24 protein-coding genes are annotated in these 22723 nt (G+C 62.3%); 12 read left to right on the top strand and 12 right to left on the bottom strand.

Going from position 1 to position 22723, the window contains the following annotated elements:
- Window positions 1–3: 3 nt before the first annotated feature.
- Window positions 4–513 carry a TRAP transporter small permease gene (locus E8A46_RS01570; RefSeq protein WP_291556501.1) on the bottom strand — a complete coding sequence of 170 codons (510 nt, stop codon included), beginning with the start codon at window positions 511–513 and terminating at the stop codon, window positions 4–6.
- 87 nt (window positions 514–600) lie between these two features.
- Entirely contained in the window at window positions 601–1617 is a 1017-nt protein-coding gene (locus E8A46_RS01565; RefSeq protein WP_291556499.1) for a TRAP transporter substrate-binding protein, read from the bottom strand.
- 139 nt (window positions 1618–1756) lie between these two features.
- Here E8A46_RS01565 and pobA point away from each other — a divergent pair, with 139 nt between their 5' ends.
- Window positions 1757–2926, top strand: a complete 1170-nt coding sequence (gene pobA / locus E8A46_RS01560) for a 4-hydroxybenzoate 3-monooxygenase (protein ID WP_291556497.1) — start codon at window positions 1757–1759, stop codon at window positions 2924–2926.
- Between the two features lie 243 nt (window positions 2927–3169).
- Window positions 3170–3589 (top strand): PaaI family thioesterase, encoded by a 420-nt coding sequence (locus E8A46_RS01555; protein ID WP_291556495.1) that lies wholly within the window; start codon window positions 3170–3172, stop codon window positions 3587–3589.
- Window positions 3590–3751: 162 nt separating this feature from the next.
- Here the strand turns inward: E8A46_RS01555 and E8A46_RS01550 are convergent, their stop codons facing one another.
- Complete coding sequence (locus tag E8A46_RS01550; RefSeq protein ID WP_291556493.1) at window positions 3752–4651, bottom strand: LysR family transcriptional regulator; 900 nt, start codon at window positions 4649–4651, stop codon at window positions 3752–3754.
- Between the two features lie 133 nt (window positions 4652–4784).
- On the opposite strand from E8A46_RS01550, the gene E8A46_RS01545 reads away from it, so the two are divergent.
- Window positions 4785–5408, top strand: a complete 624-nt coding sequence (locus E8A46_RS01545; RefSeq protein ID WP_291556491.1) for a pyridoxamine 5'-phosphate oxidase family protein — start codon at window positions 4785–4787, stop codon at window positions 5406–5408.
- A gap of 94 nt (window positions 5409–5502) precedes the next feature.
- On the opposite strand, the gene E8A46_RS01540 is transcribed toward E8A46_RS01545, so the two are convergent.
- Window positions 5503–6231: a glutathione S-transferase family protein gene (locus tag E8A46_RS01540; RefSeq protein WP_291556489.1), complete on the bottom strand. Its 729-nt coding sequence runs from the start codon at window positions 6229–6231 to the stop codon at window positions 5503–5505.
- Between the two features lie 225 nt (window positions 6232–6456).
- Here E8A46_RS01540 and E8A46_RS01535 point away from each other — a divergent pair, with 225 nt between their 5' ends.
- Window positions 6457–7155: a YafY family protein gene (locus tag E8A46_RS01535; protein WP_291556571.1), complete on the top strand. Its 699-nt coding sequence runs from the start codon at window positions 6457–6459 to the stop codon at window positions 7153–7155.
- A 55-nt stretch (window positions 7156–7210) separates the two neighbouring features.
- Window positions 7211–7531 carry a YkgJ family cysteine cluster protein gene (locus E8A46_RS01530; RefSeq protein ID WP_291556487.1) on the top strand — a complete coding sequence of 107 codons (321 nt, stop codon included), beginning with the start codon at window positions 7211–7213 and terminating at the stop codon, window positions 7529–7531.
- Window positions 7532–7671: 140 nt separating this feature from the next.
- On the opposite strand, the gene E8A46_RS01525 is transcribed toward E8A46_RS01530, so the two are convergent.
- A complete protein-coding gene (locus E8A46_RS01525) occupies window positions 7672–8073 on the bottom strand; it encodes a hypothetical protein (RefSeq protein WP_291556485.1) in 402 nt (133 codons plus the stop codon).
- Between the two features lie 249 nt (window positions 8074–8322).
- Here E8A46_RS01525 and E8A46_RS01520 point away from each other — a divergent pair, with 249 nt between their 5' ends.
- Window positions 8323–8829 (top strand): GNAT family N-acetyltransferase, encoded by a 507-nt coding sequence (locus E8A46_RS01520; protein WP_291556483.1) that lies wholly within the window; start codon window positions 8323–8325, stop codon window positions 8827–8829.
- On the opposite strand, the gene E8A46_RS01515 is transcribed toward E8A46_RS01520, so the two are convergent.
- Window positions 8810–9166: a DUF3307 domain-containing protein gene (locus E8A46_RS01515; RefSeq protein ID WP_291556569.1), complete on the bottom strand. Its 357-nt coding sequence runs from the start codon at window positions 9164–9166 to the stop codon at window positions 8810–8812. The genes E8A46_RS01520 and E8A46_RS01515 overlap by 20 nt on opposite strands.
- A gap of 427 nt (window positions 9167–9593) precedes the next feature.
- Between E8A46_RS01515 and E8A46_RS01510 the strand changes: the two genes are divergently transcribed.
- Window positions 9594–10706 carry a cyclic nucleotide-gated ion channel gene (locus E8A46_RS01510; RefSeq protein ID WP_291556481.1) on the top strand — a complete coding sequence of 371 codons (1113 nt, stop codon included), beginning with the start codon at window positions 9594–9596 and terminating at the stop codon, window positions 10704–10706.
- An 11-nt stretch (window positions 10707–10717) separates the two neighbouring features.
- Window positions 10718–11503, top strand: coding sequence for an enoyl-CoA hydratase/isomerase family protein (locus E8A46_RS01505; protein ID WP_291556479.1), 786 nt, complete (start codon window positions 10718–10720; stop codon window positions 11501–11503).
- Window positions 11504–11588: 85 nt separating this feature from the next.
- Here E8A46_RS01505 and E8A46_RS01500 read toward each other — a convergent pair whose 3' ends face one another.
- The 6 genes from E8A46_RS01500 to E8A46_RS01475 all read right to left on the bottom strand — a co-directional run bounded on the left by E8A46_RS01500 (window position 11589) and on the right by E8A46_RS01475 (window position 17921).
- Window positions 11589–12293, bottom strand: coding sequence for a nitroreductase (locus E8A46_RS01500; RefSeq protein WP_291556477.1), 705 nt, complete (start codon window positions 12291–12293; stop codon window positions 11589–11591).
- A gap of 148 nt (window positions 12294–12441) precedes the next feature.
- Window positions 12442–13686 carry an acyl-CoA dehydrogenase gene (locus E8A46_RS01495; RefSeq protein WP_291556475.1) on the bottom strand — a complete coding sequence of 415 codons (1245 nt, stop codon included), beginning with the start codon at window positions 13684–13686 and terminating at the stop codon, window positions 12442–12444.
- A gap of 112 nt (window positions 13687–13798) precedes the next feature.
- On the bottom strand, window positions 13799–15046 hold the full coding sequence (locus tag E8A46_RS01490; protein WP_291556473.1) for an acyl-CoA dehydrogenase: 1248 nt from the start codon (window positions 15044–15046) through the stop codon (window positions 13799–13801).
- Between the two features lie 147 nt (window positions 15047–15193).
- Complete coding sequence (locus tag E8A46_RS01485) at window positions 15194–16321, bottom strand: acyl-CoA dehydrogenase family protein (RefSeq protein ID WP_291556471.1); 1128 nt, start codon at window positions 16319–16321, stop codon at window positions 15194–15196.
- 78 nt (window positions 16322–16399) lie between these two features.
- Entirely contained in the window at window positions 16400–17158 is a 759-nt protein-coding gene (locus tag E8A46_RS01480; protein WP_291556469.1) for an SDR family NAD(P)-dependent oxidoreductase, read from the bottom strand.
- Between the two features lie 109 nt (window positions 17159–17267).
- On the bottom strand, window positions 17268–17921 hold the full coding sequence (locus tag E8A46_RS01475; RefSeq protein WP_291556467.1) for a TetR family transcriptional regulator: 654 nt from the start codon (window positions 17919–17921) through the stop codon (window positions 17268–17270).
- 152 nt (window positions 17922–18073) lie between these two features.
- Between E8A46_RS01475 and E8A46_RS01470 the strand changes: the two genes are divergently transcribed.
- The 4 genes from E8A46_RS01470 to E8A46_RS01455 form a co-directional block, all read left to right on the top strand.
- On the top strand, window positions 18074–19246 hold the full coding sequence (locus E8A46_RS01470) for an acetyl-CoA C-acetyltransferase (RefSeq protein WP_291556465.1): 1173 nt from the start codon (window positions 18074–18076) through the stop codon (window positions 19244–19246).
- 112 nt (window positions 19247–19358) lie between these two features.
- Window positions 19359–20903 (top strand): acyl-CoA synthetase, encoded by a 1545-nt coding sequence (locus E8A46_RS01465; RefSeq protein ID WP_291556462.1) that lies wholly within the window; start codon window positions 19359–19361, stop codon window positions 20901–20903.
- 195 nt (window positions 20904–21098) lie between these two features.
- Window positions 21099–22274, top strand: coding sequence for an alpha/beta hydrolase (locus E8A46_RS01460; protein WP_291556460.1), 1176 nt, complete (start codon window positions 21099–21101; stop codon window positions 22272–22274).
- A gap of 93 nt (window positions 22275–22367) precedes the next feature.
- On the top strand, window positions 22368–22723 hold a 356-nt coding region (locus E8A46_RS01455; protein WP_291556458.1), incomplete at its 3' end, for a hypothetical protein.

The raw sequence follows: 22723 nt of genomic DNA, 5'->3' as shown, positions 1-22723 counted from the left end.
CGCTCACTCCGTGCCCGCGATCTTGGGATCGTGCATCTCTTCGGGGTGGAAGATCAGCCGGTAAGTCCGGATCGCGATCAGAAGCACCGCGGAGACGTCGCCGGCCCACGCGACCGCGAAGAACGGCCAGGTCGGCATGTGCATGTCGAATGTCGTGACATTGTCGTTATAGGTGCCGCGCACCTTGTCGAACAGCGTCCAGGTCTGCACCGTCACCACGAACAGCAGCACCAGCGTCGCGAACACGTCGATCAGGCGCTGGTATTTCGGGCCGACATTGCCCCAGATCAGGTCGACGGTGATGTGGGTGCCGCGATAGCTGGTGGCGGCGATACCCCAGAAGATCAGGATGCCGAGCATCAGGCGCCCGATATCGAAGGAGTCGGGGATCGAATAACTGAAGAGATTGCGCAAGAGAACCGAGATGAAGATGTTGGCGGCGACAATGCCGACAAAGCCGGCCGCAATCCATTCGATCGTATCGATCAAACGATCCATAGACGCGCGCTTCATTTCCGCTCCACACGGCTTTCGGGACTGCAAGGCGAGGGCACGGCGGCGGAAAGCATCTCTACCGCCGTGAAAATATCCAGAGGGTTTCTACTGGGTCAAGGCGTTGTACTTGGCGAGAGAAGCCCGCAGCTCAGCCATCGCCGGGTCCGGATCGGTCCCGGCCTTCCTGACGCTGTCGGCCCAGGTCTTGATCAGCGGCTCGGACGCCTTCTTCCACAGCGCGGTCTGCTCTACAGTCAGTGCGTAGACTTCCTGACCCGCCTCCGCCTTCACCTTGTCGAGGCCGGCGTCTTCGAACTTGCCCCAGGGTTCGCCGACACGGCCGGCGGCTTCGGTATTGCAGTTGTCGTCGATCGCCTTTTTCTGCCGGTCGGACATCTGGCTGTACTTGTCCTTGTTCATGACGAAGGCGAATGTCGTGACGTAGAGCGGCGCGTCCATCTGGTATTTGGTCACCTTGTCGATGCCGAACAAAACCAGCGATCCCCACGGGAAGGTTACGGCGTCGGCAACGCCGCGCTCGATGATGTCGCGGACTTCCGGCGCCGAGGACTGCACGTTGGTGCCGCCGAGCAGGGTCACGAAATTGGCGATGGTGGCGTCGGCGGGGCGGATCTTCATGCCCTTGACGTCGTCGGGTACGAGTATCTTCTTGGTGCGCGAGTGGAACGACGACGGTGCATGGATGAAGGCGAGGCAGAACTTGACATCCTTCATCTCCTTCTCGGCGTATTTCCGGTACCAGGCATCGAGCCCCATCGAGCCGCCCTTGGCGTCCGACATCAGGAACGGAAGTTCGCCGGCGCCGATGATCGGGAAGCGGCCGGGCTGATAGCCCGGGTTGATGTAAGTGACATCGGCGATACCGTCGCGCGCCATGTCGTAGTGGTCGAAGGCCTTGCCGAGCTGCTGCGCGGGATAGACCTTGTACTTGATCGTGCCGCCGGATTCCTTCTCGACCGCGGCGCCCCAGTCCTCCAGCGCCTTCTGCAGCGGATGCGAGGCCGGCACCCAGTGCGACAGTTTCAGTTCGAAGGTTTTTTCCTGCGCAAACGCGGGCGTCATGCTGGCGGCCAACAGCAGCGCCAGGAGCGTCTTCCTCATCGACATTTTCTCCCCTTCCGACAGCAGGGCTTCGATGGCCCTTTGCAGATATTGTTATATGATATAATTATCATGGCAAGTACGCCCGGCCACGTCCGCGCGGACAAGTTCAAGCCTATAATAATCAGGGGGGCAAGTGTTGCGGACAAAAGTAGCAATCATTGGCGCAGGGCCGGCGGGATTGCTGTTGGGGCAACTGCTTCACGCTTACGGAATCGACAACGTTATTCTGGAACGCCAGACGCCGGACTATGTGCTCGGCCGCATTCGCGCCGGCCTTCTCGAAGAAGGAACGGTCGCACTGCTGGACGAAGTGGGCGGCGGCGCGCGCGCCCACCGCGAGGGCCTGGTCCATGGCGGCATCGAGCTCGCCTTCGCGGGCAGCCGCCACCGGATCGACCTGAAGGCCGCCACCGGCAAGACGGTGATGATCTACGGCCAGACCGAAGTAACACTCGACCTGATGAATGCGCGGCACGCGGCCGGGCTGACCACAATCTATGAAGCCGCCGACGTCAAGCCGCACGATTTCGACACCGATCATCCGCGTGTCACCTATGTCAAGGATGGCACCAGCCACGAGATCGCCTGCGACTTCATCGCCGGGTGCGACGGATTCCATGGCGTCAGCCGCGCCAGCGTGAAGCCTTCCGCGATCGAGACGTTTGAGCGGGTCTACCCGTTCGGCTGGCTCGGGATTCTGTCGGAGACCCCGCCGGTCAGCCATGAGCTGATCTATTCCAACCACGCGAGGGGATTTGCCCTTTGCACCATGCGCTCGACGCACCGCAGCCGCCACTACGTGCAGTGCAGTCTCGACGATCACATCGATCAATGGCCGGATGACAGGTTCTGGGACGAATTGAAGCTAAGGCTGGATCAGGAGACGGCGGACAAGCTCGTCACCGGCCCCTCGATCGAAAAAAGCATCGCGCCCTTGCGCAGTTTCGTCGCCGAGCCGATGCGGTTCGGGCGGATGTTTCTGGCCGGCGACGCCGCCCATATCGTGCCACCGACCGGCGCCAAGGGGCTGAACCTCGCCGCCAGCGACGCGTATTACCTCGCGGTCGCGCTGCGCGAATATTACATCGAGAAATCCGCAGCCGGGATCGACCATTATTCCGAAAAAGCACTGGCGCGGGTCTGGAAGGCGGTTCGCTTCTCCTGGTGGATGACCTCGATCCTGCATAAGTTTCCGGACACCGGAACCATCGGCGCCCGAATCCAGCTCGCCGAACTGGATTATCTTGTCGCTTCGAAAGCGGCGTCGGCCTCACTGGCGGAAAACTACGTCGGCCTGCCGTACTAGGGGATTTTGCGACGTCATTGCGAGCCAACGGGTCGCGCGAACGCGCGCCCGATGACAGGCTCCGCGAAGCAATCCGGAAGCCCCGGCGCCAATGGATTGCTTTGTCGCTTGCACTCCTCGCAATCACGATATGGCCACCTCGTTTTGCGCGAAAACTCAAATCCTGTTTTAAACTTTGTAGGCGGTGCAATTCGCGTTGGGATCGCGTTCAATGCCGTCTATCGCCAATGAAAGAACGTTCGGATGACCGCTGCCGACATTCCCGACGGCTTTGCGCGCCAAACCCGGCGTAGTCCCCTCACCGATCCCTGGGAGCCGATCTATTCCAAGCAAACGCCGGATGCGATCGTGCTTGGACTTCGGCTGGCCACGCCGCATACCAACGCGCGCGGGTTCGTCCATGGCGGCTTGATAGCCGCGCTGACCGATAAAGCCATGGGGCACAGTTGCGCCCACAAAATGCGCGGCGCCTGTTCGCTGGTGACGGTCAGCATGTCGATCGATTTCATCAACAGCGCCCAGATCGGGCAATGGCTCGCGGTCGAGACCGACGTGATCAAGACCGGCGGCACGCTGTGCTTCGCGCAGTGTCTTGTGACGGCCGACGACGCCGTGATCGCGCGGGCGAATGGAACATTTCGGGTGGTGAAGAAGCAGGAGTGAGCGCACGCACTCATCCGGTTCGTGTCCCAGACGCGGTGCAGCGCTCTTCGTGCTGCTCCGCACAGCCGGGACCCATCGCGGCACTCGCATCGACCCCGGATCAGCAGCGCACCACGCCGCAAGAGCCGCGTGCTGCGCAGCATCCGGGGCATGTTCGATAGATTACCGCACACCAAAATGCCAGTCGCTGATATCGACGACGAGATCGATGAAGGTGCGCACCTTCGCCGACAACATCCGCGAAGTCGGATAGACGATGTGGATCGGCACGGCCGGCTGCTCGAACTTCGCCAGCACGATTTTCAGCCGGCCGGCCTTGAGCGCGGAGGCCGCCTGATAAAACATCACCCGGGTCAGGCCGCCGCCCTGCGCGGCATATTGAATCGCTGCATCGGCGCTGTTGGTGGCAAAGCGCGGCATTGGCGCAACGCGAACCTCGCGGCCTTCCCTGACAAAGCGCCAGTCGCGCGACGCGGTCGCCGCGCCGAACTGAATGGTTTGATGGGATGCGACGGCCTCGGGTGTCACGGGCTCGCCATGCGATTTGAGATAGTCAGATGAGGCGACCACAATGCGCCGCATCTCGCCGACATGGCGCGCCACCAGGCTGGAATCGGCGAGATGGCCAATCCTGACCGCGAGGTCGACGCCATCTTCCACCAGGTTGATCACGCGATCCGACAGCCGCAGTTCGCAGGAAACCTCGGGATAGCGCTTCAGATATTCCGACATCACCGGACTGACGTGGAGGCGACCGAATCCGATCGGCGCCGAGACCACCAGCCGCCCGCTTGGCCGCGAGCGTTCGTCCTGCACGGATCCTTCGGCCTCCTCGACATCGGCGAGGATTGCTCGCGCCCGCTGCAGATAGCGCGCGCCGACATCGGTCAGCGCTACCGACCGGGTGGTCCGCTGCAGCAGCCGCGCGCCGAGACGATCCTCCAGCGCCGCGATCAGCCGCGTCACGCCCGACGGCGACAGGCCGAGTTTGCGTGCCGCCGGTGCAAAACCCTGAAGGTCGGCCACCGCGACAAAGGCCTGCATGGCGTCGATGCGATCCATGTTATTATTTCATATATTGCAATTATGAAGTGTAAATCTAGTAGATTGTTCAAATTTTGAAAAGGCCCATTTTGGCTGGCGAGAAGGGCGGATTGTCGCCCAGGGGACTTACGACAAGACCTGGAGAATTCCGATGTCAGACACCCAGACCTATTCCAGCGACGTTGCGTTCACCCCGGCCGTGAAGGCCATCCAGACCCGCAAGGGATCACGCGATGCCTATGCCCATGTCGAGGCGCGCGGCGGCTGGCGCACCGAGATCGACGACAACCTCGCTGCGTTTCTGGCGCAAGCCAACAGCCTGTATTTCGCGACCGCTTCCGCCGATGGACAGCCCTACATCCAGCATCGCGGCGGACCAAAGGGCTTCATCAGGATGCTGGACAAAACTACCCTGGCGTTCGCCGATTACAGCGGCAACCGGCAATATATCACCCAAGGCAACCTCTCGGAAAACCCGAAAACGTACATCTTCGTGATGGATTACGCCCATCGCCGCCGGGTCAAGATCTGGGGCGAGGCGCGCATCGTCGAGGACGATCCCGCGCTTTTGCAATCGCTGATGCCGCAGGGCTACAAGGCCCGCCCCGAACAGGTGATCCTGTTCAGGATTTCCGCGTGGGATACCAATTGCCCGCAGCATATTCCGCAAAAATTCGATGCCGCCGATGTCGCGGCGGCACTGGCCTCAAGTGATGCACGGATCGCCGAACTGGAGGCGGAGCTGGCGGCGTTGAGGGGCACGGTCTCGTCGTGATTAAGCAAAATCCTACAATACCATTGTCGTGCCCCGCGAACGCGGGGCCGGCAACAGCTTTGCGACGACGTCGCCTGCAGCGACCCGATAAGCCTCACGCGGCCTGTCGCAGCGGTGTCCAGGCGAAGTCCGGATAGTACTGCAGCATCATCCGGTCGACATAGGCCGTGAGATTTCCGAATTGTTCGGCTCGCTGCCGCAGCTGTGAGGTGAAGAACGGCGTCAGGATTCCGGCCAACGTACCGAAGGCGGTGGCGTCGGTGCCGCAGGGCGCATCCCCCATCAAAAACGGCTTGTCCCCGAGTTGCACCGACAGCGCAAACAACGAGCGAACCGCAAGGTCGATGTCCTCGTCCGGGGCGTGACGCCCAAGCCCGCTCAGGAGGTAATTCTCGGCAACGCGGAATTGCGCGTCCTCGCGAAGTTTCTCGCGCAAATGCTCCGGCGCGGCATCGAAGAAATGCGTCGGTCCCTTGGCAAAATTCTCCGGATCGATCCAGCGCGCACCGACCAGCGCCCAATAGAGGTGATGTTCGATCATTCGCTCGAACGCCCAGGCTTGCGCACGGGCCTGCAAACTCAGCGGCGCATCGAAATCGAATCCATATTTGGCTTCGATATGCGCGCGGATGAAGGTGGAATCGGCGATGCTTTCGCCGGCGTCGTCGATGAACGGTAGTTGCCCTTTGGGAGAGGCCGTCGGCTTCGCCCTTTCCTTGCGATAGGAAAGGCCGGCCATCTTCAGCTGGACCTCGGTCTTGGAGACAAAAGGGCTGATCTCCGGCAAGCCGAAGCCGGGGCCAAATCCATAAAGCGTGATCAATTGAGCGCTCCCGATTTCCTGAGCAGGCGTTTCAGGCTAGCCATCCCCTGCTGCCACCGTGGTGTCAGCAGCGGCGACATCGTTGTCCAGAGGTCGAGGCCGTAGAGAATGATCATCGACAAAATCCTCTTGGTTGGAGTGTTGTCCCGTTATACTTGCCACCTGCTGCCAACATGCTGTCAGCATCGGATGGCGACCCGCCATAAAGAGACAGAAGAGACGCCCATGAGACGCGCCGACCGTCTGTTCCAGATCATCCAGGTGCTCCGGCGCACCCGAAAACCGCTGACGGCAGACGCGATCGCCGCCGAGCTGGAAACCTCGAAGCGGACGATCTATCGCGACATCGCAACCCTGATGGAACAGCGCGTGCCGATCCGCGGTGAGGCCGGCATGGGCTACATTCTGGAGAAGGGTTTCGACCTGCCGCCTTTGATGCTCACCCCCGATGAGATCGAGGCGGCCGTGCTCGGCGCGCAATGGGTCGCCGGCCATGCCGATGCCGTCTTGTCCCGCGCCGCCCAGGATCTGATCGCGAAAATCGCCGACACCGTGCCTGAGCGTTTGCGGCCCTTTGTGCTCGAGCCCGCCAGCCGCGCCCGCCCGGGCTCGCGCAAGGAGCTGGACCGCATCGACATGGCGCGGACGCGGACGCAGATTCACGAGGGAAAGAAAATCACGCTGCGTTATCGGGACGAACAGGGCCGTGACAGCGAGCGCACGATCTGGCCGATCGCCATCGGCTATCACGAAGCCGTGCGGATTCTGGCCGCATGGTGCGAGCTGCGCCGGGACTTTCGCAGTTTTCGAACCGACCGCGTCGTCGACGCCTCGTATCTCGACGAAAAATATCCCGAACGGCGCGACCTGCTCAGGGCAAAGTGGCGAAGGAGCCTGGTTTGGGAGCATCCGAGCGATATCTGACGCATGTGCCGCAACCAACTGGCCGATCACGCCGTTCCGCGCTAAACCCCCGGACATGGAACTAACCGAACCCGCCATCGATGCCGAAGGCCCCTGCCAGGCGTGCGGGGCCTGTTGCTCGTATTCGCAGAACTGGCCGCGATTCACGACCGAGGACGACGCTGCGCTCGATCTCATTCCGGGAAAATTCGTCAACCAAAGACAATCGGGAATGCGCTGCGACGGCGATCGCTGCTCGGCGCTGTCAGGCCGGATCGGGGTCAAGACCTCGTGCGCGATTTATGCGGTTCGCCCCGAGGTGTGCCGCACCTGCATGCCCGGCGACGTCGAATGCGCCATGGCGCGGCGACGGCATGGACTACCGGCTCTGGCGTGATTTCTCCGTGGCGTCGTCCCTGCGAACGCAGGGACCCATACCGCGTGATCCATCAACAACGCGGCGTGGCGGACGCTTCTAAAACAATTGAATATGGTGGCTATGGGTCCCTGCGTTCGCACGGACGACTGCTATGGTGATTATGCCGACACGGCCTCGGCGAAATCTTCGTCGAGTTCGTCATCGACCGGCGCGAAGGTGGAGAGCGGCCTGGTGGACAGCGTGATCGGCTTGCGGTTGCCATAGGACGATGACGGCATGCCACGCGCGGCTGGTTCGCGGGATAGCGCGTAAAGAGTAGAGCCGACCCGTCCGCCCAACTGGATCAGTTCGCGTTCGCTGCAGCTTGCGGCGATCGAAAGCGCCAGCGAATGAAGGTGGCTCCTGCGATAGCAGAACAGCGCCAGCATGGCCCGAACATCGGAGGAAACGCTCGCCACGAGCTGCGGCAAGCCGTTTTCGTTGGCGCGATACATCTCACCGAGCAATTCATCTCGGACCGGGCAGAAATCGTTCTCGAAGGCGTCGCGGCTTGAAAACATTGCAGTTCTCCCTTTCCGCAAGATGCCGTGCAATCCTCTAACGAAAGGTTAACCACGGCACCCGGTAGTCGTACGGATAGCTTGCACGCGATGGCCTGATCGGGCAGCGCGGCCGTGATTCGGCCTCAAGCGCGGTTGCCAGCATCCGGCCAGCCATCGCCACCCGATGGCTGGCCCCGAATCCCGCAGGGAAGGACGAAGTAGCGCCAAGGCGCTCGCCAACGTTCATTCTTCAAGGTACCTCAAACCATGTCCCCGACGTTCACCATCTCCGACCTGCGACAGTGTCCGCAATTTATCGACACGGTGGCCGACCGCGTGTGGCAAGCGTGGTGGAGAGATTCCGGCCATCCCCTCAGTCTTATCTCCGGGCGCCTGCGCGATGAAAATCTCAACGCGAATCCCCTTCCATTCGCGCTGGTGGCCCATGATGGCGAGGCGTTTCTCGGCACCGCCTCCGTCATCGCGTCCGATCTCGCCGAGCGTCCGCAATGGACGCCCTGGATCGCCGCAGTGTGGGTCGAGCCGGAAGCGCGCCGGCGCGGCGTTGGCGGCGCGCTGGTCAACCAGGCAACGCGGGACTGCTTCGCGCTGGGCTTTGGTCGCACCTATCTATGTGCGCGGGCGACGTTGTCGGCCTATTACGAAAGACTGGGTTGGACGCCGATCGAACGGGATGTCGGACCACGCCGTCTGAGCGTGTCTATCCGGGATGCAAATCCCCAAGCAGGCCCGATCAACCGTTCGCGGCCATGAATATCGAAAGACCAAAACCGGTCAGGTGATGCAGCGCCTGATCCACCCCGATCAGCGTCCAGAACCAGGGATGCTGGTGCTCCTGGGTCACGCCAAACCTCGCTGCGCAAAACCCCTTGGCGCGGTCGACCGTGATGTGAATGGCAAAATCGATCAGGGCGACAAACCAGAACTGCGGCGCGACGATCAGGATCAGCGTCATTGCAACCGCAAGATGCACGAGGCAGTGGGCCAGCAGCGGCAGCGCCCATCCGGTCTTCTGGTCCTTGCCGATGGCCATCCAGGACGTCTGCAGGACAAAATCGGCAATGACATGCTTGACGGTTAGCAGCAGCATCCATCCGAGAAGCGCGCCTACCGGAACCGACGCGGACATGGGGGGAAACGACAAGCTGACGCCCTCGCTAGACTGTAATGGCACTGAAATGAAGGCGTTCAGCGCAAGTTCTTCTTGAAGCCGGGCCAATCGAACCGGCATTGACCTTTTATGACATCTCCCGGCCGAGAATGCACCTGCACGGAACTCGAAAAACACCAAGTGTGGCCCAACGGCGATACGCCATGGTTCAGGTACGGCGAGATCCCGAGCCTGCTGCGTCCGGGACCGGTCAGATAGGCCGCCGATGGGTCCATTCAGCCCCGGCGCGATAACGCTGTTTTCCGCACCTCGTTGACGGCCTTCCCCCGCGCGGGCACTTTGTCGGACCGGCCACGCCCAAGACGGCCGGATCAGGTATTTTCCAGCGACAGGCGCCCGCCTCCCGATGTCCAAGCCGCTTGTTTTCCCTGCCCTTGCGCAATTTGCGGTCGCAACCACCGGCCGCAATATGACTAGGCCGGCCTCTGTCGCCGTCGCCTCCGGCGTCGCGATGACGATTCTGCTCACGGTCGATCCCGTCTACGAGGCAGCGCATCGCGGCATCGACGCCGTGCTGTGGGCGTGCCTGGCTTTTTTCGTCTTCGAATGGGTGATCCGGCTTCGCCATGCCTTTCAGACCGGTCGCGGCTGGGCTTACGCGTTATCCTTGCGGGGGCTGGTGGATGCGGTCGCGGCGATCGCCGTGCCGCTCGCCATGATGCTTGGCGTGGACCCCAAATCCGCATGGCTATTTGGCGTGCTCTGGGTACTCAAGGTTGTACCTGGGATTCCCGGCTTGCGGCAACTGCGCCGGGTGCTGGTACTGGAATCCGGACCGCTGTTGAGCGTGCTGGTGATCTTCCTGATGGTCCTGTTCCTGGCCTCGGTGGCGGAATATTTTCTGGAGCGCGACGTGCAGCCGGCCGGCTTCAGCAGCGTGCCCGCGTCCCTATGGTGGGCGGTCGCGACCCTGACCACGACCGGATATGGCGATGTGGTGCCGATCACCCCGCTCGGTCGGCTGGTCGCGGCGGTGGTCATGATCTGCGGCCTTGGCGTGTTCGGGCTCTGGACCGGTATCCTCGCCACCGGCTTTGCGGCCGAAACCCGCCGCGACAATTTCCTGAAGACCTGGGAGTCGGTGAGCAAGGTGCCGTTCTTTGCCGCCCTTGGACCTGCGGCGATCGCCGACGTCACCGGCATGCTGCGCACGATAGACCTTCCGGCGCGCACCACGATCATCCGCAAGGGCCACGCCGGCGACTGCATGTATTTCATCGCCGCCGGCGAGGTCGAGGTCGATTTGCCGGGCAAGAAGGTGACGCTGGGAGCCGGCGCATTCTTCGGCGAAATGGCGCTGCTCGGCAACAACCTGCGCTCGGCCAACATCACCACGACGCGGGTATCGAAGCTGTTGGTGCTCGATCTCGTGGACTTCCGCTTGCTGATGGCCCGGCATCCCGATCTCGCCGAGACGATCGATGCCGAAGCCAGGCGGCGCGTTCTGGAAAATAAATAGCGGAGAAAACCATGTCCGAAGCCGAAAGCGCCGCAAGCCCGCCGGTGCTCGAACTCAACGGCGCACGCGCCACCATCCGCCTCAATCGGCCGAAACATCTGAATCGGCTGCAGGCGGACGATCTCGACGTCCTGCTGAAACTGTTTGACCGGATCGAGGCCGATCCCGCCATTCGGGTAATGGTGCTCACCGGCACCGGCCGCGCCTTCAGCGCCGGCTACGACCTCAACTCGGTCGCCGAGCGCGCCGTCAGCACCGTTGAACAGAGCAGCGCCGGATCCGCGTTCGAAGCCGTCGTCAACCGGCTGGAGGATATCGGCGTTCCCAGCATCTGCCGGCTCAATGGCGGCGTCTATGGCGGATCGACCGATCTGGCACTGGCCTGCGACTTCCGCATCGGCATCGACACTAGCGAAATGTTCATGCCGGCGGCGCGCCTTGGATTGCATTATTACAAAAGCGGCATCGCACGCTACGTGGCGCGGCTTGGTGCCGACAATGCCAAGAAACTGTTCCTGACCGCCGAAAAGATCGGCGCAGCGGAGATGTTGCGGATCGGCTATCTCACCGCGATGGTGCCGGCCGAGGCGCTCGACGAAGAGGTCGACAGGCTCGCCGCCATTCTTGCCGGCAATGCGCCGGCCGCGATGCGCGGCATGAAGCGGACCATCAATGAATTCGCGCGCGGCAAGCTCGACGAGGAGGCCGCCGACCGCCGCCATCGCGAAAGCATGCGCGGCGCCGAGATCAAGGAAGGCATCAGGGCGTTTTCGGAAAAGCGGCCGCCGAAATTCTAGATTCTCGGCAGACTTGCGAGGGACGTCGCCCTTTCCTTCAAGGGGAGAAGGGAAGAAAAAGGCGGTCGGGGTTTTCCTTGTTACTCTATTCGTCCACGAAGGTGACAGTATCGGCGATGCTCGCGCGCGTGGTGCGGTAGCTGTTGGCCTTGTGCGCGCGGTCGGGATATCCGAACGAGATGCCGCACACCACCCGGCGGTCGTCACCGAGGCCGAAATGCCGGCGCACCACTTCGGAATGAAACGCCAGCGCCGCCTGCGGGATGGTGGCGACGCCGAGCGCCTGCGCCGCCAGCATGAAGCTCGTGACATAGCCGCCGCAGTCGATCGCGCCGTAGACGCCGAGCGCCTCGTCGGTATGCACGATGGCGACCTGCGGCGCGCCGAAGAAGTTGAAATTCTCCAGCGCCTGTTTGGCGTAACCCATCTTGTCGCCGCGCGGGATGCCGAGCGAGTTGTAGAGCTGAAAGCCGCTTTCGCGCCGCCGCTCCAGATAGACCCCGCGATATTCGCGCGGGAAAGGAAAGTCGCCGCTATTCGGCTGGTCGCTGGAGGCTGTCCCATACATCAGATCGCGGAATTTCTTGGTCGCGGCGCCGGACGTGATCTCGAGCCGCCACGGCTGGCTGTTGCACCATGACGCGGTCTTCTGCGCCGCGGTCAAAATACGCTCGATTGTAGCGCGCGGCACCGGGTCGGGCTTGAACGCGCGGCAGGAAAAGCGTTCGCCCAGCAGGGTTTCGAGAACCTCGATTGGTTCTTGTTCTTGATTTGCGGAGACGGATGTCATGGCTAAGCTTTCTCGTGAATAGGGTTTCGTACCCCGGCTGCAGCGCAGCGCGAAGCGGTGCGCTGCAGCCGGGTCCATCTATAGCCGTCTTTGGGTCCCGGCTCTGCGGAGCAGCGCAAAAAGCGCTGCACCGCGTCCGGGACACGAACTACCTTCCCCTGGTCGGGATCTTGTTGAATGGCACATCCTTGTCGACGCGGATGTCGCCTGGCAATCCCAGCACCCGTTCGGCGATGATGTTGCGGAGGATCTCGTCGGTCCCGCCGGCGATACGTGTCGAAGGCGACGACATCAGCATGGCCTGGAACTGACCGGCGGCCTCGGCGGCATCCGGATCGGTCAGCATGCCGCTCGCACCCTGCAGATCCATCGCATACATCGCGATATCCTGCAGCATCGAGCCCGCGACCAGCTTGCCGATCGAGTTTTCCGGTCCCGGACGCTCGCCTTTGGACAGCGCCGAGATTGCCCGCATGCTGGTGTATTTCAGGCCGCTGTTTTTCACCGCCCAGTTGGCGAGTTTCGAACGCGTGGCGTGATCGTCGATGGCAAGTCCGTCCTCGGTCATCAGGTTGCAGCAGAAATCGAACAGCTCGGAGAAGCCGGTCGCGAGCCGGGCCCCGATCGTCATGCGCTCGTTCATCAGCGTCGTCAGCGACACGTTCCAGCCGTCGCCGACCGCGCCAAGCCGCTGCTCGTCCGAAATGCGCAGGTTGGTGAAAAACACCTCGTTGAATTCCTGCATGCCGTTGGCCTGCTTGATCGGTCTCACCTCGACGCCCGCGCTCTTCATGTCGATGTAGAACATGGTCAGGCCCTTGTGCTTGGGCACGTTGGGGTCGGTGCGGGTGATCAGGATGCCGTAGTCCGAATAATGCGCACCGGAGGTCCAGATCTTCTGGCCGTTGATGATCCAATGGTCACCGTCGGCTTCCGCGCGGGTGCGCAGACCGGCCACGTCGGATCCGCCTGACGGCTCCGAGAACAGCTGGCACCAGATTTCCTCGCCCGAGGCGATCTTCGGCAGATAGCGCCGTTTGTCGGCCTCGCTGCCGTAAGCCATCAGCGTCGGCCCGCACATGCCTTCGCCGATCTGGAACGGGTGGGTGAGCTTGAAGTAGACGCCCTCCTCCTGCTGCCAGATCACGCGTTCGACCGCCGTGGCGCCGCGCCCGCCATACTCCCTGGGCCAGTTCAGGCACACCCAGCCGCCCTCGGACTTCTTCCTCTGCCAGGCTTTTGCCACCTCGACGATGTCGTGCTTCTTCAACTTGATCCGGCCGAGCGAAGCCTTGGAAAGCTCCGCCTCGAATTCCCTGGGCGCGTTGGCGCCGATCCATCGGCGCACCTCAGCGCGGAACGCCGCTTCCTGCGGGGTGTCATCGAAATTCATTGAGCGCTCCCTCTCTTCCGTCAGGGGCGCGCGGAGCGCGAACCCGGAATCTCGATCGATAACTTCTGGATTCCGGGTTCGAGGCTTCGCCTCGCCCCGGAATGACGACTCGTTAACCCCGACCCTTGGTCGGTATCTTGTTGAACGGCACGTCCTTGTCGACCCTGATGTCGCCGGGCAAACCAAGCACGCGCTCGGCGATGATGTTGCGCATGATCTCGTCGGTGCCGCCTTCGACGCGGGTGCCGGGCGCGCGCAACAGCATCGCCTGAAATTTGCCGTTGGCTTCGGCATCCTCGGGCCCGCTCAGCACACCCGCCGCACCTTGCAAATCCAGCGCAAAGGCCGCGATATCCTGGATCATCGATCCCGCGACCAGCTTGCCGATCGAATTCTCCGGCCCCGGGCGCTCGCCTTTCGACAGCGCCGAGATCGCGCGCATGCTGGTGTATTTGAGGCCGCTGGCGCGCACCGCCCAGTTGGCGAGTTTCGGTCGAACGTTGCGGTCATCGATCGCCAGCCCATCCTCCAGCATCAGATTGCTGCAGAACTCGAACAATTCGGGGAAGCCGGTTGCAACGCCGGCGCCGATCGACATCCGCTCGTTCATCAAAGTGGTGAGCGACACGTTCCAGCCGTCGTTGACGGCTCCCAGCCGCTGGGTGTCGGGGATTTTCACATCGGTGAAATAGACCTCGTTGAAATCGGACTGCCCGTTCGCCTGCTTGATCGGTTTGATCTCGACGCCGGGGCTCTTCATGTCCAGGAAGAACATGGTGAGGCCCTTGTGCTTGGGCACCGTGGGATCGGTGCGCGTCAGCAGGATGCCATAGTCGGAATAGTGCGCGCCTGAGGTCCAGATCTTCTGGCCGTTGATGACCCAGTCGTCGCCGTGTTTCTCCGCGCGGGTGCGCAGGCCCGCGACGTCGGATCCCCCGGCGGGTTCGGAGAACAGCTGGCACCAGATGTTTTCGCCTGACGCCAAAGGCGGCAGATAACGGCGTTTGTGGTCTTCGCTGGCAAATGCCATCATGGTGGGCCCGCACATGCCATGACCGATGATGAACACGTAGCTAAGCTTGCCGAACGGGCCTTCCTCCTGTTGCCAGATCACGCGCTCCATCGGCGTCGCGCCCCGCCCGCCATATTCCTTCGGCCAGTGCAGACAGGCCCAGCCGGCTTCAGCCTTCCGCTTCTGCCAGGCCTTTGCGGCCTCAAGGATGTTGGCGCCCTTGAGCTCGGTGCGGCCGAGCGAGGACTTTTTCAGTTCCTCCTCATATTGCTTCGGCGCGTTGGCGGCGATCCAGGCCTTCGCCTGGCTGCGGAACGCGGCCTCCTGCGGGGTGTCGTCGAAATTCATTGGCGTTTCTCTCTCTCGATACGTTCCCCGGATGCTGCGCAGCGCGAAGCGGTGCGCTGCTGATCCGGGGTCCACTAAATTTGACCCGCTTGGGTCCCGGCTCTGCGGAGCAGCGTTGCACGCTGCACCGCGTCCGGGACACGGTAATTAAGCCGCATTCCGCTTCCGCATCCGGTCGATCAGTGCGTCTTCCCAATAGGAAAGCGAGCCGAGCGACAGCGCCGTTGCGTTTGCGCGGCGGTAATACAGATGGCAGTCGAACTCCCAGGTGAACCCCATGCCGCCATGGACCTGGATGTTGTTCTTGGCGCAATGCTGGAACGCCTGCGTCGCGCTGATGCGGGCCGCCGCGGCAGCCTCCGGCAGTTCCGAGGCGTTGGTCGAGAGCGCCCAGGCGCCGTAGTAGCAATTCGACCGCGCCAGCGTCGCCGAGACGTACATGTCGGCCAGCATGTGCTTCACCGCCTGGAACGAGCCGATCGGCCGGCCGAAGGCGATACGGTCGAGCGCATAGTCACGGCCCATTTCCAGCGCGCGGTCGGCGCCGCCGACCTGCTCGAAGGCCAGCAGCACCGCGGCGCGGTCCAGCACCTGCGAAACAAGGCTCCAGCCTTCAGTGGCGGCACCGAGCGGCTCCGCCTTGCAATTCCTGAAGATGAGTTCGGCCTGGCCGCGCGACGGATCGACATTGGTCAGCGTTTTGGCCTCAACACCGCCGGCCTTCATATCGACCAGGAACAACGAGATGTCGCTGTCGCGCCCCGTGGAGCCGGTGCGGGCGGCAACAATGACAAAATCGGCGATCGCGCCGTCCGGCACCGGCTTTTTTACGCCGCTGAGACTGTTGCCGGACGCCAGGAGTTTTATCCCTTCCGGCGACGGATTGCCCTTGCCTTCGAACAGCGCGAGCGTGCCGATCGCGTAGCCCCCCGCGATCAAGGGAAGCCATTTCTGTTTTTGCGCCTCGCTTCCGGCGATCAGCAGGGCTTCCGCCGCCAAATAGACGGTCGAGGAGAATGGCACCGGCGCCAGCGCGCGGCCCATTTCCTCGGCGATCACGCAGAGTTCGAGATGTCCGGCACCTGCGCCGCCATAGGCTTCCGGGACCGCGACACCGAGGAAGCCCATGCCGGCGAGGCCCTTCCACAATTCCCGGTCATATGGCGCGTTGCCGTCAAGGACGGCGCGCACCGCCTTGGGCGGACACTTCTCGGCGAGAAATTTCCGCGCTTCGTCGCGGAGCTGCTTCTGTTCATCGGAGAAATCGAAATTCATGGCGGTGGACTACCTTTGCTAAAACTGTGCGGCGCCGATTGCTGTGCCCTCTCCCACAAGGTGAGAGGCTGAAAACAACTACCTCGGCGCCATGCGAATGGCGCCGTCGAGACGGATCGTCTCGCCGTTGAGCATCGCGTTCTCGACGATATGGACCGCGAGGTTGCCGTACTCGCTGGCATCGCCGAGGCGTGCCGGATGCGGCACCTGCGCGCCCAGGCTCGTGCGTGCTTCCTCGCTCAATCCCATCAACAGCGGCGTCAGGAACAGGCCGGGCGCGATGGTGTTGACGCGGATCTTGTGCTGGGCGAGATCGCGCGCCGCCGGCAAAGTAAGACCGACGATGCCTCCCTTGGAGGCCGAATAGGCGATCTGGCCGATCTGACCTTCATAGGCCGCGACGCTGGCGGTGTTGACGATGACGCCGCGCTCTTCTCCAACCGGAGCTTCGGTCAGCAGTCGCTCGGCAAACAGCCGCAGCACGTTGAACGTGCCGATCAGGTTGACGTTGATGATGCGCGCGAACTTGGCCAGCGGATAGACGCCGTCCTTGCCGACGATGCGCTGCGATCCGCCGATGCCGGCGCAGTTCACCAGCACCCGCGCGATGCCATGGGCTGCCTCGGCCCTGGCGATGGCGGCCTTGACCTGCTCCTCATCGGTGACGTCGGCGACGACGGCAATGCCTTTCACCTCAGCCGCGACCTTCTCGGCATTCTCCTTGCTCTGATCGAGCACCGCGACGCGAGCACCTTTGGCGGCCATGGCACGCGCGGTCGCGGCACCAAGACCGGATCCGCCGCCGGTAATGAGAACGGCAATGTCTTTCAACTGCATGATAAACCCTCTCCCTGGGCGTTTCTCTTAAGTGACGAATGGCGAATACGAAGTAGCCAATAGAAAACCGACAGAGACGTCATGTTATCTATTCGCCACTTTCCATTCGCTACTCGCCCGTTCCCGTCGTCAGCATGCCGCCGCATATCAGCGCTTCCATGTGCCGGATGTATTGGCGGCAGACTTCCTCGGTGACCGGTCCGACGCCAGTGGCGCGCGACATCGCGTGCCGGGCGAAGAACAGATGGTCACAGGCGCCGATCAGACTGGTGTAGAACAGCACCGGATCGATCTTGCGAAACTCCCCGCATTTGATGCCTTCCGCGAGCAGGCGTCGGTGGAAGTCGAGCAACGGCGCGACAAAGAATTTTGAAACCTCGTCGGCGGCCTCCGCGCTGCTTTCATGCAGCAGATAGTGGATCAGCCGGTTCATATAGGGGAACTGGTGATACGCCCGGATGATGCCGGCGATATGCAGCTTCAGTTTCGCGGTGGGCCTAATCGGCTGCGCTAGCAGATATTCGAGCTGCGCCATTTCGGTCGCGGCATCGCGCGCCAACAGCCCCAGCAGCAGGCCGTCCTTGTTGCCGAAATGATATTTCACCAGCGCGGCATTGACGCCGGATTTCTGCGCGATGTCGCTCAACGACACCTCGATCGACGAGCGTTCGATCATCAGTTCGCTCGCCGCGACCAGCAGCTTCTCGGCCGTGCTGCTCCTCGCAGGCGCAAGCGTTACGCCGGTATTCAACTGTGATCCCATGACCTGCCCTGCCCGGAGATATCGGGCGCAGCTAACCCGATGGCGCGGCCTCACTCAAGAGTTAATTGATTGATTGACTAAATCCATTGGCGACACTTAAATCCGGCCCGGTCACTCATCAGCCTTATCGACAAACCTCAGGGAGAACGCCCATGGCCGAGGCTTATATCGTAGCCGCCGCGCGTACCGCTGGCGGCCGCAAGGGAGGCCGACTCGCCGGCTGGCATCCGGCGGATCTCGCGGCCTCCGTGCTGGATGCGCTGGTGCAACGCTCCGGTGCGGCACCCGACCAGGTCGAGGACGTGATCATGGGCTGCGTCATGCAGGTCGGCGAGCAATCCAACAATATCGCGCGCAACGCCATCATGGCTTCAAAACTGCCGGAGAGCGTGCCGGGTACCTCGATCGACCGTCAATGCGGCTCCTCGCAACAGGCGTTGCATTTCGCGGCGCAGGCGGTGATGTCCGGAACCATGGATGTCGTGATCGCCGCCGGCGTCGAGGCAATGACGCGGGTGCCGATGGGTCTTGCTTCCTCACTGCCGGCGAAGAACGGCTTTGGTCACTACAAGAGCCCCAACATCGAGAAGCGTTATCCCCACATCCAGTTCAGCCAGTTTACCGGCGCGGAAATGATGGCGGAGAAATACGGCCTGTCCAAAGACCAGCTCGACGAGTTCGCCTATGGCAGCCACCAACGCGCGATCGCCGCGACGCAAGGCGGCAGGTTCAAGGACGAGATCATTCCACTGCCTATCATCCGCGCGGACGGTTCGAGCGACACCCATTCCGTCGACGAGGGCATTCGCTTCGACGCCAGTCTCGACGGCATCAAAGGCGTCAAACTGATCGCCGAGAACGGCAAGCTCACCGCCGCCAGCGCCAGCCAGATCTGCGACGGCGCCTCCGGCGTGATGGTCGTCAACGAAAGAGGCCTGAAGTCGCTCGGCATCGCACCGATGGCGCGGATCCACCACATGACCATGATGGGCGGCGATCCCGTCATCATGCTGGACGCGCCGCTGCATGCCACCGAGCGCGCCCTGAAGAAGGCCGGCATGGAAATCGATGATATCGACCTGTTCGAAGTCAACGAGGCCTTTGCATCGGTGCCGACGGCGTGGCTCAAGACTACCGGTGCCGACCCCGCCAAACTCAATGTCAACGGCGGCGCCATTGCGCTCGGGCACCCCTTGGGCTGCTCCGGCACCAAGCTGATGACCACGCTGGTGAACGCGCTGAAGCAGCGCAACAAGCGCTACGGCCTGCAAACCATGTGCGAGGGCGGCGGCATGGCCAATGTGACGATCGTGGAGCGGCTGTAAAAAAGAGAGGCGATTGGCGAGTAGCAAGTAACAAATGGATACGGACTAACGTCCTTCTATTCGCTGCCCGCTATTCGCCGTTCACACTCGCTACTCGCTCAAGGAAACTCCCATGACCCATCCGTCGATTCACGCCCGCACCCAACCAAGCAAGGTCGCCTATCAGATGGCCGGCACCGGCAAGGCGATCACCTATCGCCAGCTCGACGAATTGTCGAACCAGGGCGCGCATCTGATCCGCTCGCTTGGCCTGAAGGCCGGCGATCACATCGCATTCCTGATCGAGAACCGGCTGGAGTTCATGGAAATCTGCTGGGCGGCGCAGCGCAGCGGACTGTATTACACCGCGATCAGCCGTTACCTCACCCAGGACGAAATCGGCTACATCGTCAAGGACTGCGGCGCGCGGGTCGTCATCACCTCCCCGAAATGCGCCGAGCAAATCAAAGGGCTGGTCTCGAACGCCCCGGACGCGCCGCTGTTCTACATGATCGACGAGCCGCTGCCGGGTTTCCGCTCATGGGACAAGGAACTGGCGAAGCAGCCGACCACGCCGATCCCGGATCAAGAGGCCGGCTATGACATGCTGTATTCGTCGGGCACCACCGGCCGCCCCAAGGGCATCAAGCGGGAGTCGGAGCACAACCCGATCGACCTGCCGAATCCGTTCCTGAAAATTCTCTGCGCCGACATGTGCGGGATGAACGCCGGCAGCATCTATCTGTCGCCGGCGCCGCTCTATCACGCAGCTCCCCTGCGCTTCAACATGATGGCGATCACGCTAGGGGGCACCTCGATCATCATGGAATCCTTCAACGCCGAAGATTTCCTGAAACTGGTCGAGAAGCACAAGATCACCCAGTCGCAGCTGGTGCCGACCATGTTCGTGCGCATGCTGAAGCTGCCGGACGAGGTGCGCAAGCGCTACGACGTTTCGTCGCTGAAGGGCGCGATCCACGCCGCCGCGCCCTGTCCGATCGACGTCAAGGCCAAGATGATCGAATGGTGGGGTCCAATCCTGATCGAGTATTACGCCGGTTCCGAAGGCAACGGCGTCACCGTATCGACGTCGCAGCAATGGCTGACGCATCGCGGCACTGTCGGCCGCGCGGTGGTCGGCAAGGTCAAAATCCTCGACGAGAACGATCAGGAATTGCCGGCGGGGCAGATCGGCACGGTGTATTTTGCGGATGCGCCGGTGTTTTCCTATCACAACGATCCCGAGAAGACGAAGCGCGCCTACAACGCCAAGGGCTGGTCGACGCTCGGCGACGTCGGCTATCTCGATGACGAGGGCTATCTCTATCTCACCGATCGCAAGTCCTACACGATCATTTCCGGCGGCGTGAACATTTATCCGCAGGAGACCGAGGATGTGCTGATCACCCACGCTGATGTTGCCGACGTTGCGGTGTTCGGCGTGCCGAACGAGGAGATGGGCGAAGAGGTCAAGGCGGTGGTGCAGCCGCACGACATAGCAAGAGCGGGCAAGGGGCTGGAAGCCGAGCTGATCCTGTTCTGCCGCCAGCATCTGTCGCCGATCAAATGCCCGCGCAGCATCGATTTTGCGACCGAATTGCCGCGCACGCCGACCGGCAAGCTGGTGAAGCGGCATTTGCGCGACAAATACTGGCCGAAGGCGGTGGCGAGGGTTTAGAGCGAGCCGAAATGCAATCATTCCGTCATGCCCGGCCGTGGTAGTCTGCCTTGCGCAGACTACGTATACTTGCCTACGCAGCCGGACAGCCACGTCTTCCAACGTATTGGCAAGCAAGCACGTGGATGGCGGGAGGTCTGGCGCGAAGATGCGCTTGGCGCTTTTGCCCGGCCATGACGGGGAAATAAATTCGCCATGAACGAAACTACCACCCTCCCCGACATCCCTCTCCCATCAGGCATCCGCTCCCGCTTCGTCGAAGACATCAACGGCCTCTCCATGCATGTGCTCGAGGCGGGCTTCGAGAGCAAAGGCCGGCCATGCGTGCTGTTGCTGCATGGCTTTCCCGAACTCGCCTTTAGTTGGCGCAAGGTGATGCCGCGGCTGGCGGAGGCCGGGTATCATGTGATTGCGCCGGACCAGCGCGGCTATGGCCGCACCACCGGCTGGGACACGCGTTACGACGGTGACCTGAATTCGTTCCGGCTCACCAATCTGGTGCGCGACGCGCTCGGCCTGGTGTCGGCCTTCGGCTATCACTCGGTCGCCGCCGTGGTCGGGCATGATTTCGGCGCCTCGGTCGCGGCCTGGTGCGCGCTGATCCGGCCCGATGTGTTTCGATCGGTCGTGCTGATGAGCGCGCCGTTCGGAGGGCCGCCGCGGCTCGCCTTCGATACCGCCGACGCACCGCCACGACCCAAAGCCGAGGATCCGGTCCATCGCGAGCTGGCGGCGCTGCCGCATCCGCGCAAACATTATCAATGGTACTATTCGACCCGCGGCGCCAATGCCGACATGTGGCACGCGCCGCAGGGCGTGCATGATTTCCTGCGCGCCTACTATCACCACAAGAGCGCGGACTGGAAGGACAACAAGCCCACTCCGCTGCAATCATGGTCTGCGCGCGAGCTGGCCAGATTGCCGACCTATTACGTGATGGATCTGGCGAAAAACATGGCCGAGACCGTCGCGGAGGAAATGCCTTCGACCGAACAAATCGCCGCCAATCAATGGCTGCCCGACCGCGAGCTCGCCTTCTACAGCGCCGAATATGCACGCACCGGTTTCCAGGGTGGGCTGCAATGGTATCGCTGCGGCACCTCGGGCCTGTTCACTACCGAGCTCGAAACCTGGTCGGGCCGCAGCATCGACGTGCCCTCCTGCTTCATCTCGGGCCGGCAGGACTGGGGCACGTATCAGCGTCCCGGCGTCTTTGAGGCGATGCAGGCAAGCGCCTGCACCCGCATGCTCGGCTGCCATCTGGTCGAGGGCGCCGGACATTGGGTCCAGCAAGAGCAGCCGAGTGAAGTTAGCCGTCGGTTACTGCAATTCCTGAAGCAGACCGCCGCCGATGAACCATTTTCGGCCTGAAACCGACTCAAGGTTGTCGCGGAACCTTTTTCGGCCACCAGCGTTGGCGGCTGTCGGGTAATGCGCCCGGCGTCAGATATTGAAGGAGAGATTATGGAAAAGAAGATCGCTGGACTTCTGGGTGCGATGGCGACGCTCGGGGCATTCAACGCCGCGCAAGCCGCACCGATCCCAACTCCGGCCCCGAGCGATGTGTTGAGGGCGAATTCCTTTGCCGAACTGCTGGAGCCGATTCCCAATGCCGCGGCGCTGCTGCAGGCGGTCGATGAATCAGGGCCGGTTTCCTCGGCGGGTGATAATATCCAGCTTGCGCAATACTACCACCACCATCACCACCATCATCATCATAATGCCTGGCGCCGGTATGGGCCCGTGGTGGTCGTGCCCCGATATCGCCACCACCACCACCACCATCATCACCACCACCACAGCTTCTATCCTCGCGGCTA

The sequence above is a fragment of the Bradyrhizobium sp. genome, from assembly GCF_004799445.1.
In the GTDB taxonomy this organism is placed as follows: Bacteria; Pseudomonadota; Alphaproteobacteria; order Rhizobiales; family Xanthobacteraceae; genus Bradyrhizobium.
This window is presented reverse-complemented; position numbering and strand designations above follow the sequence as displayed.

Coding starts and splice junctions, on each gene's coding strand:
- E8A46_RS01545 (WP_291556491.1), top strand. CDS start 4,785: ATGTCAGACACCCAGACCTATTCCAGCGACGTTGCGTTCACCCCGGCC.
- E8A46_RS01470 (WP_291556465.1), top strand. CDS start 18,074: ATGGCCGAGGCTTATATCGTAGCCGCCGCGCGTACCGCTGGCGGCCGC.
- E8A46_RS01550 (WP_291556493.1), bottom strand. CDS start 4,651: ATGGATCGCATCGACGCCATGCAGGCCTTTGTCGCGGTGGCCGACCTT.
- E8A46_RS01515 (WP_291556569.1), bottom strand. CDS start 9,166: ATGCTGCTGCTAACCGTCAAGCATGTCATTGCCGATTTTGTCCTGCAG.
- E8A46_RS01465 (WP_291556462.1), top strand. CDS start 19,359: ATGACCCATCCGTCGATTCACGCCCGCACCCAACCAAGCAAGGTCGCC.
- E8A46_RS01555 (WP_291556495.1), top strand. CDS start 3,170: ATGACCGCTGCCGACATTCCCGACGGCTTTGCGCGCCAAACCCGGCGT.
- E8A46_RS01510 (WP_291556481.1), top strand. CDS start 9,594: ATGTCCAAGCCGCTTGTTTTCCCTGCCCTTGCGCAATTTGCGGTCGCA.
- E8A46_RS01495 (WP_291556475.1), bottom strand. CDS start 13,686: ATGAATTTCGATGACACCCCGCAGGAAGCGGCGTTCCGCGCTGAGGTG.
- E8A46_RS01525 (WP_291556485.1), bottom strand. CDS start 8,073: ATGTTTTCAAGCCGCGACGCCTTCGAGAACGATTTCTGCCCGGTCCGA.
- E8A46_RS01475 (WP_291556467.1), bottom strand. CDS start 17,921: ATGGGATCACAGTTGAATACCGGCGTAACGCTTGCGCCTGCGAGGAGC.
- E8A46_RS01520 (WP_291556483.1), top strand. CDS start 8,323: ATGTCCCCGACGTTCACCATCTCCGACCTGCGACAGTGTCCGCAATTT.
- E8A46_RS01535 (WP_291556571.1), top strand. CDS start 6,457: ATGAGACGCGCCGACCGTCTGTTCCAGATCATCCAGGTGCTCCGGCGC.
- E8A46_RS01570 (WP_291556501.1), bottom strand. CDS start 513: ATGAAGCGCGCGTCTATGGATCGTTTGATCGATACGATCGAATGGATT.
- E8A46_RS01480 (WP_291556469.1), bottom strand. CDS start 17,158: ATGCAGTTGAAAGACATTGCCGTTCTCATTACCGGCGGCGGATCCGGT.
- E8A46_RS01505 (WP_291556479.1), top strand. CDS start 10,718: ATGTCCGAAGCCGAAAGCGCCGCAAGCCCGCCGGTGCTCGAACTCAAC.
- E8A46_RS01530 (WP_291556487.1), top strand. CDS start 7,211: ATGGAACTAACCGAACCCGCCATCGATGCCGAAGGCCCCTGCCAGGCG.
- E8A46_RS01490 (WP_291556473.1), bottom strand. CDS start 15,046: ATGAATTTCGACGACACCCCGCAGGAGGCCGCGTTCCGCAGCCAGGCG.
- E8A46_RS01485 (WP_291556471.1), bottom strand. CDS start 16,321: ATGAATTTCGATTTCTCCGATGAACAGAAGCAGCTCCGCGACGAAGCG.
- E8A46_RS01460 (WP_291556460.1), top strand. CDS start 21,099: ATGAACGAAACTACCACCCTCCCCGACATCCCTCTCCCATCAGGCATC.
- E8A46_RS01500 (WP_291556477.1), bottom strand. CDS start 12,293: ATGACATCCGTCTCCGCAAATCAAGAACAAGAACCAATCGAGGTTCTC.
- E8A46_RS01565 (WP_291556499.1), bottom strand. CDS start 1,617: ATGAGGAAGACGCTCCTGGCGCTGCTGTTGGCCGCCAGCATGACGCCC.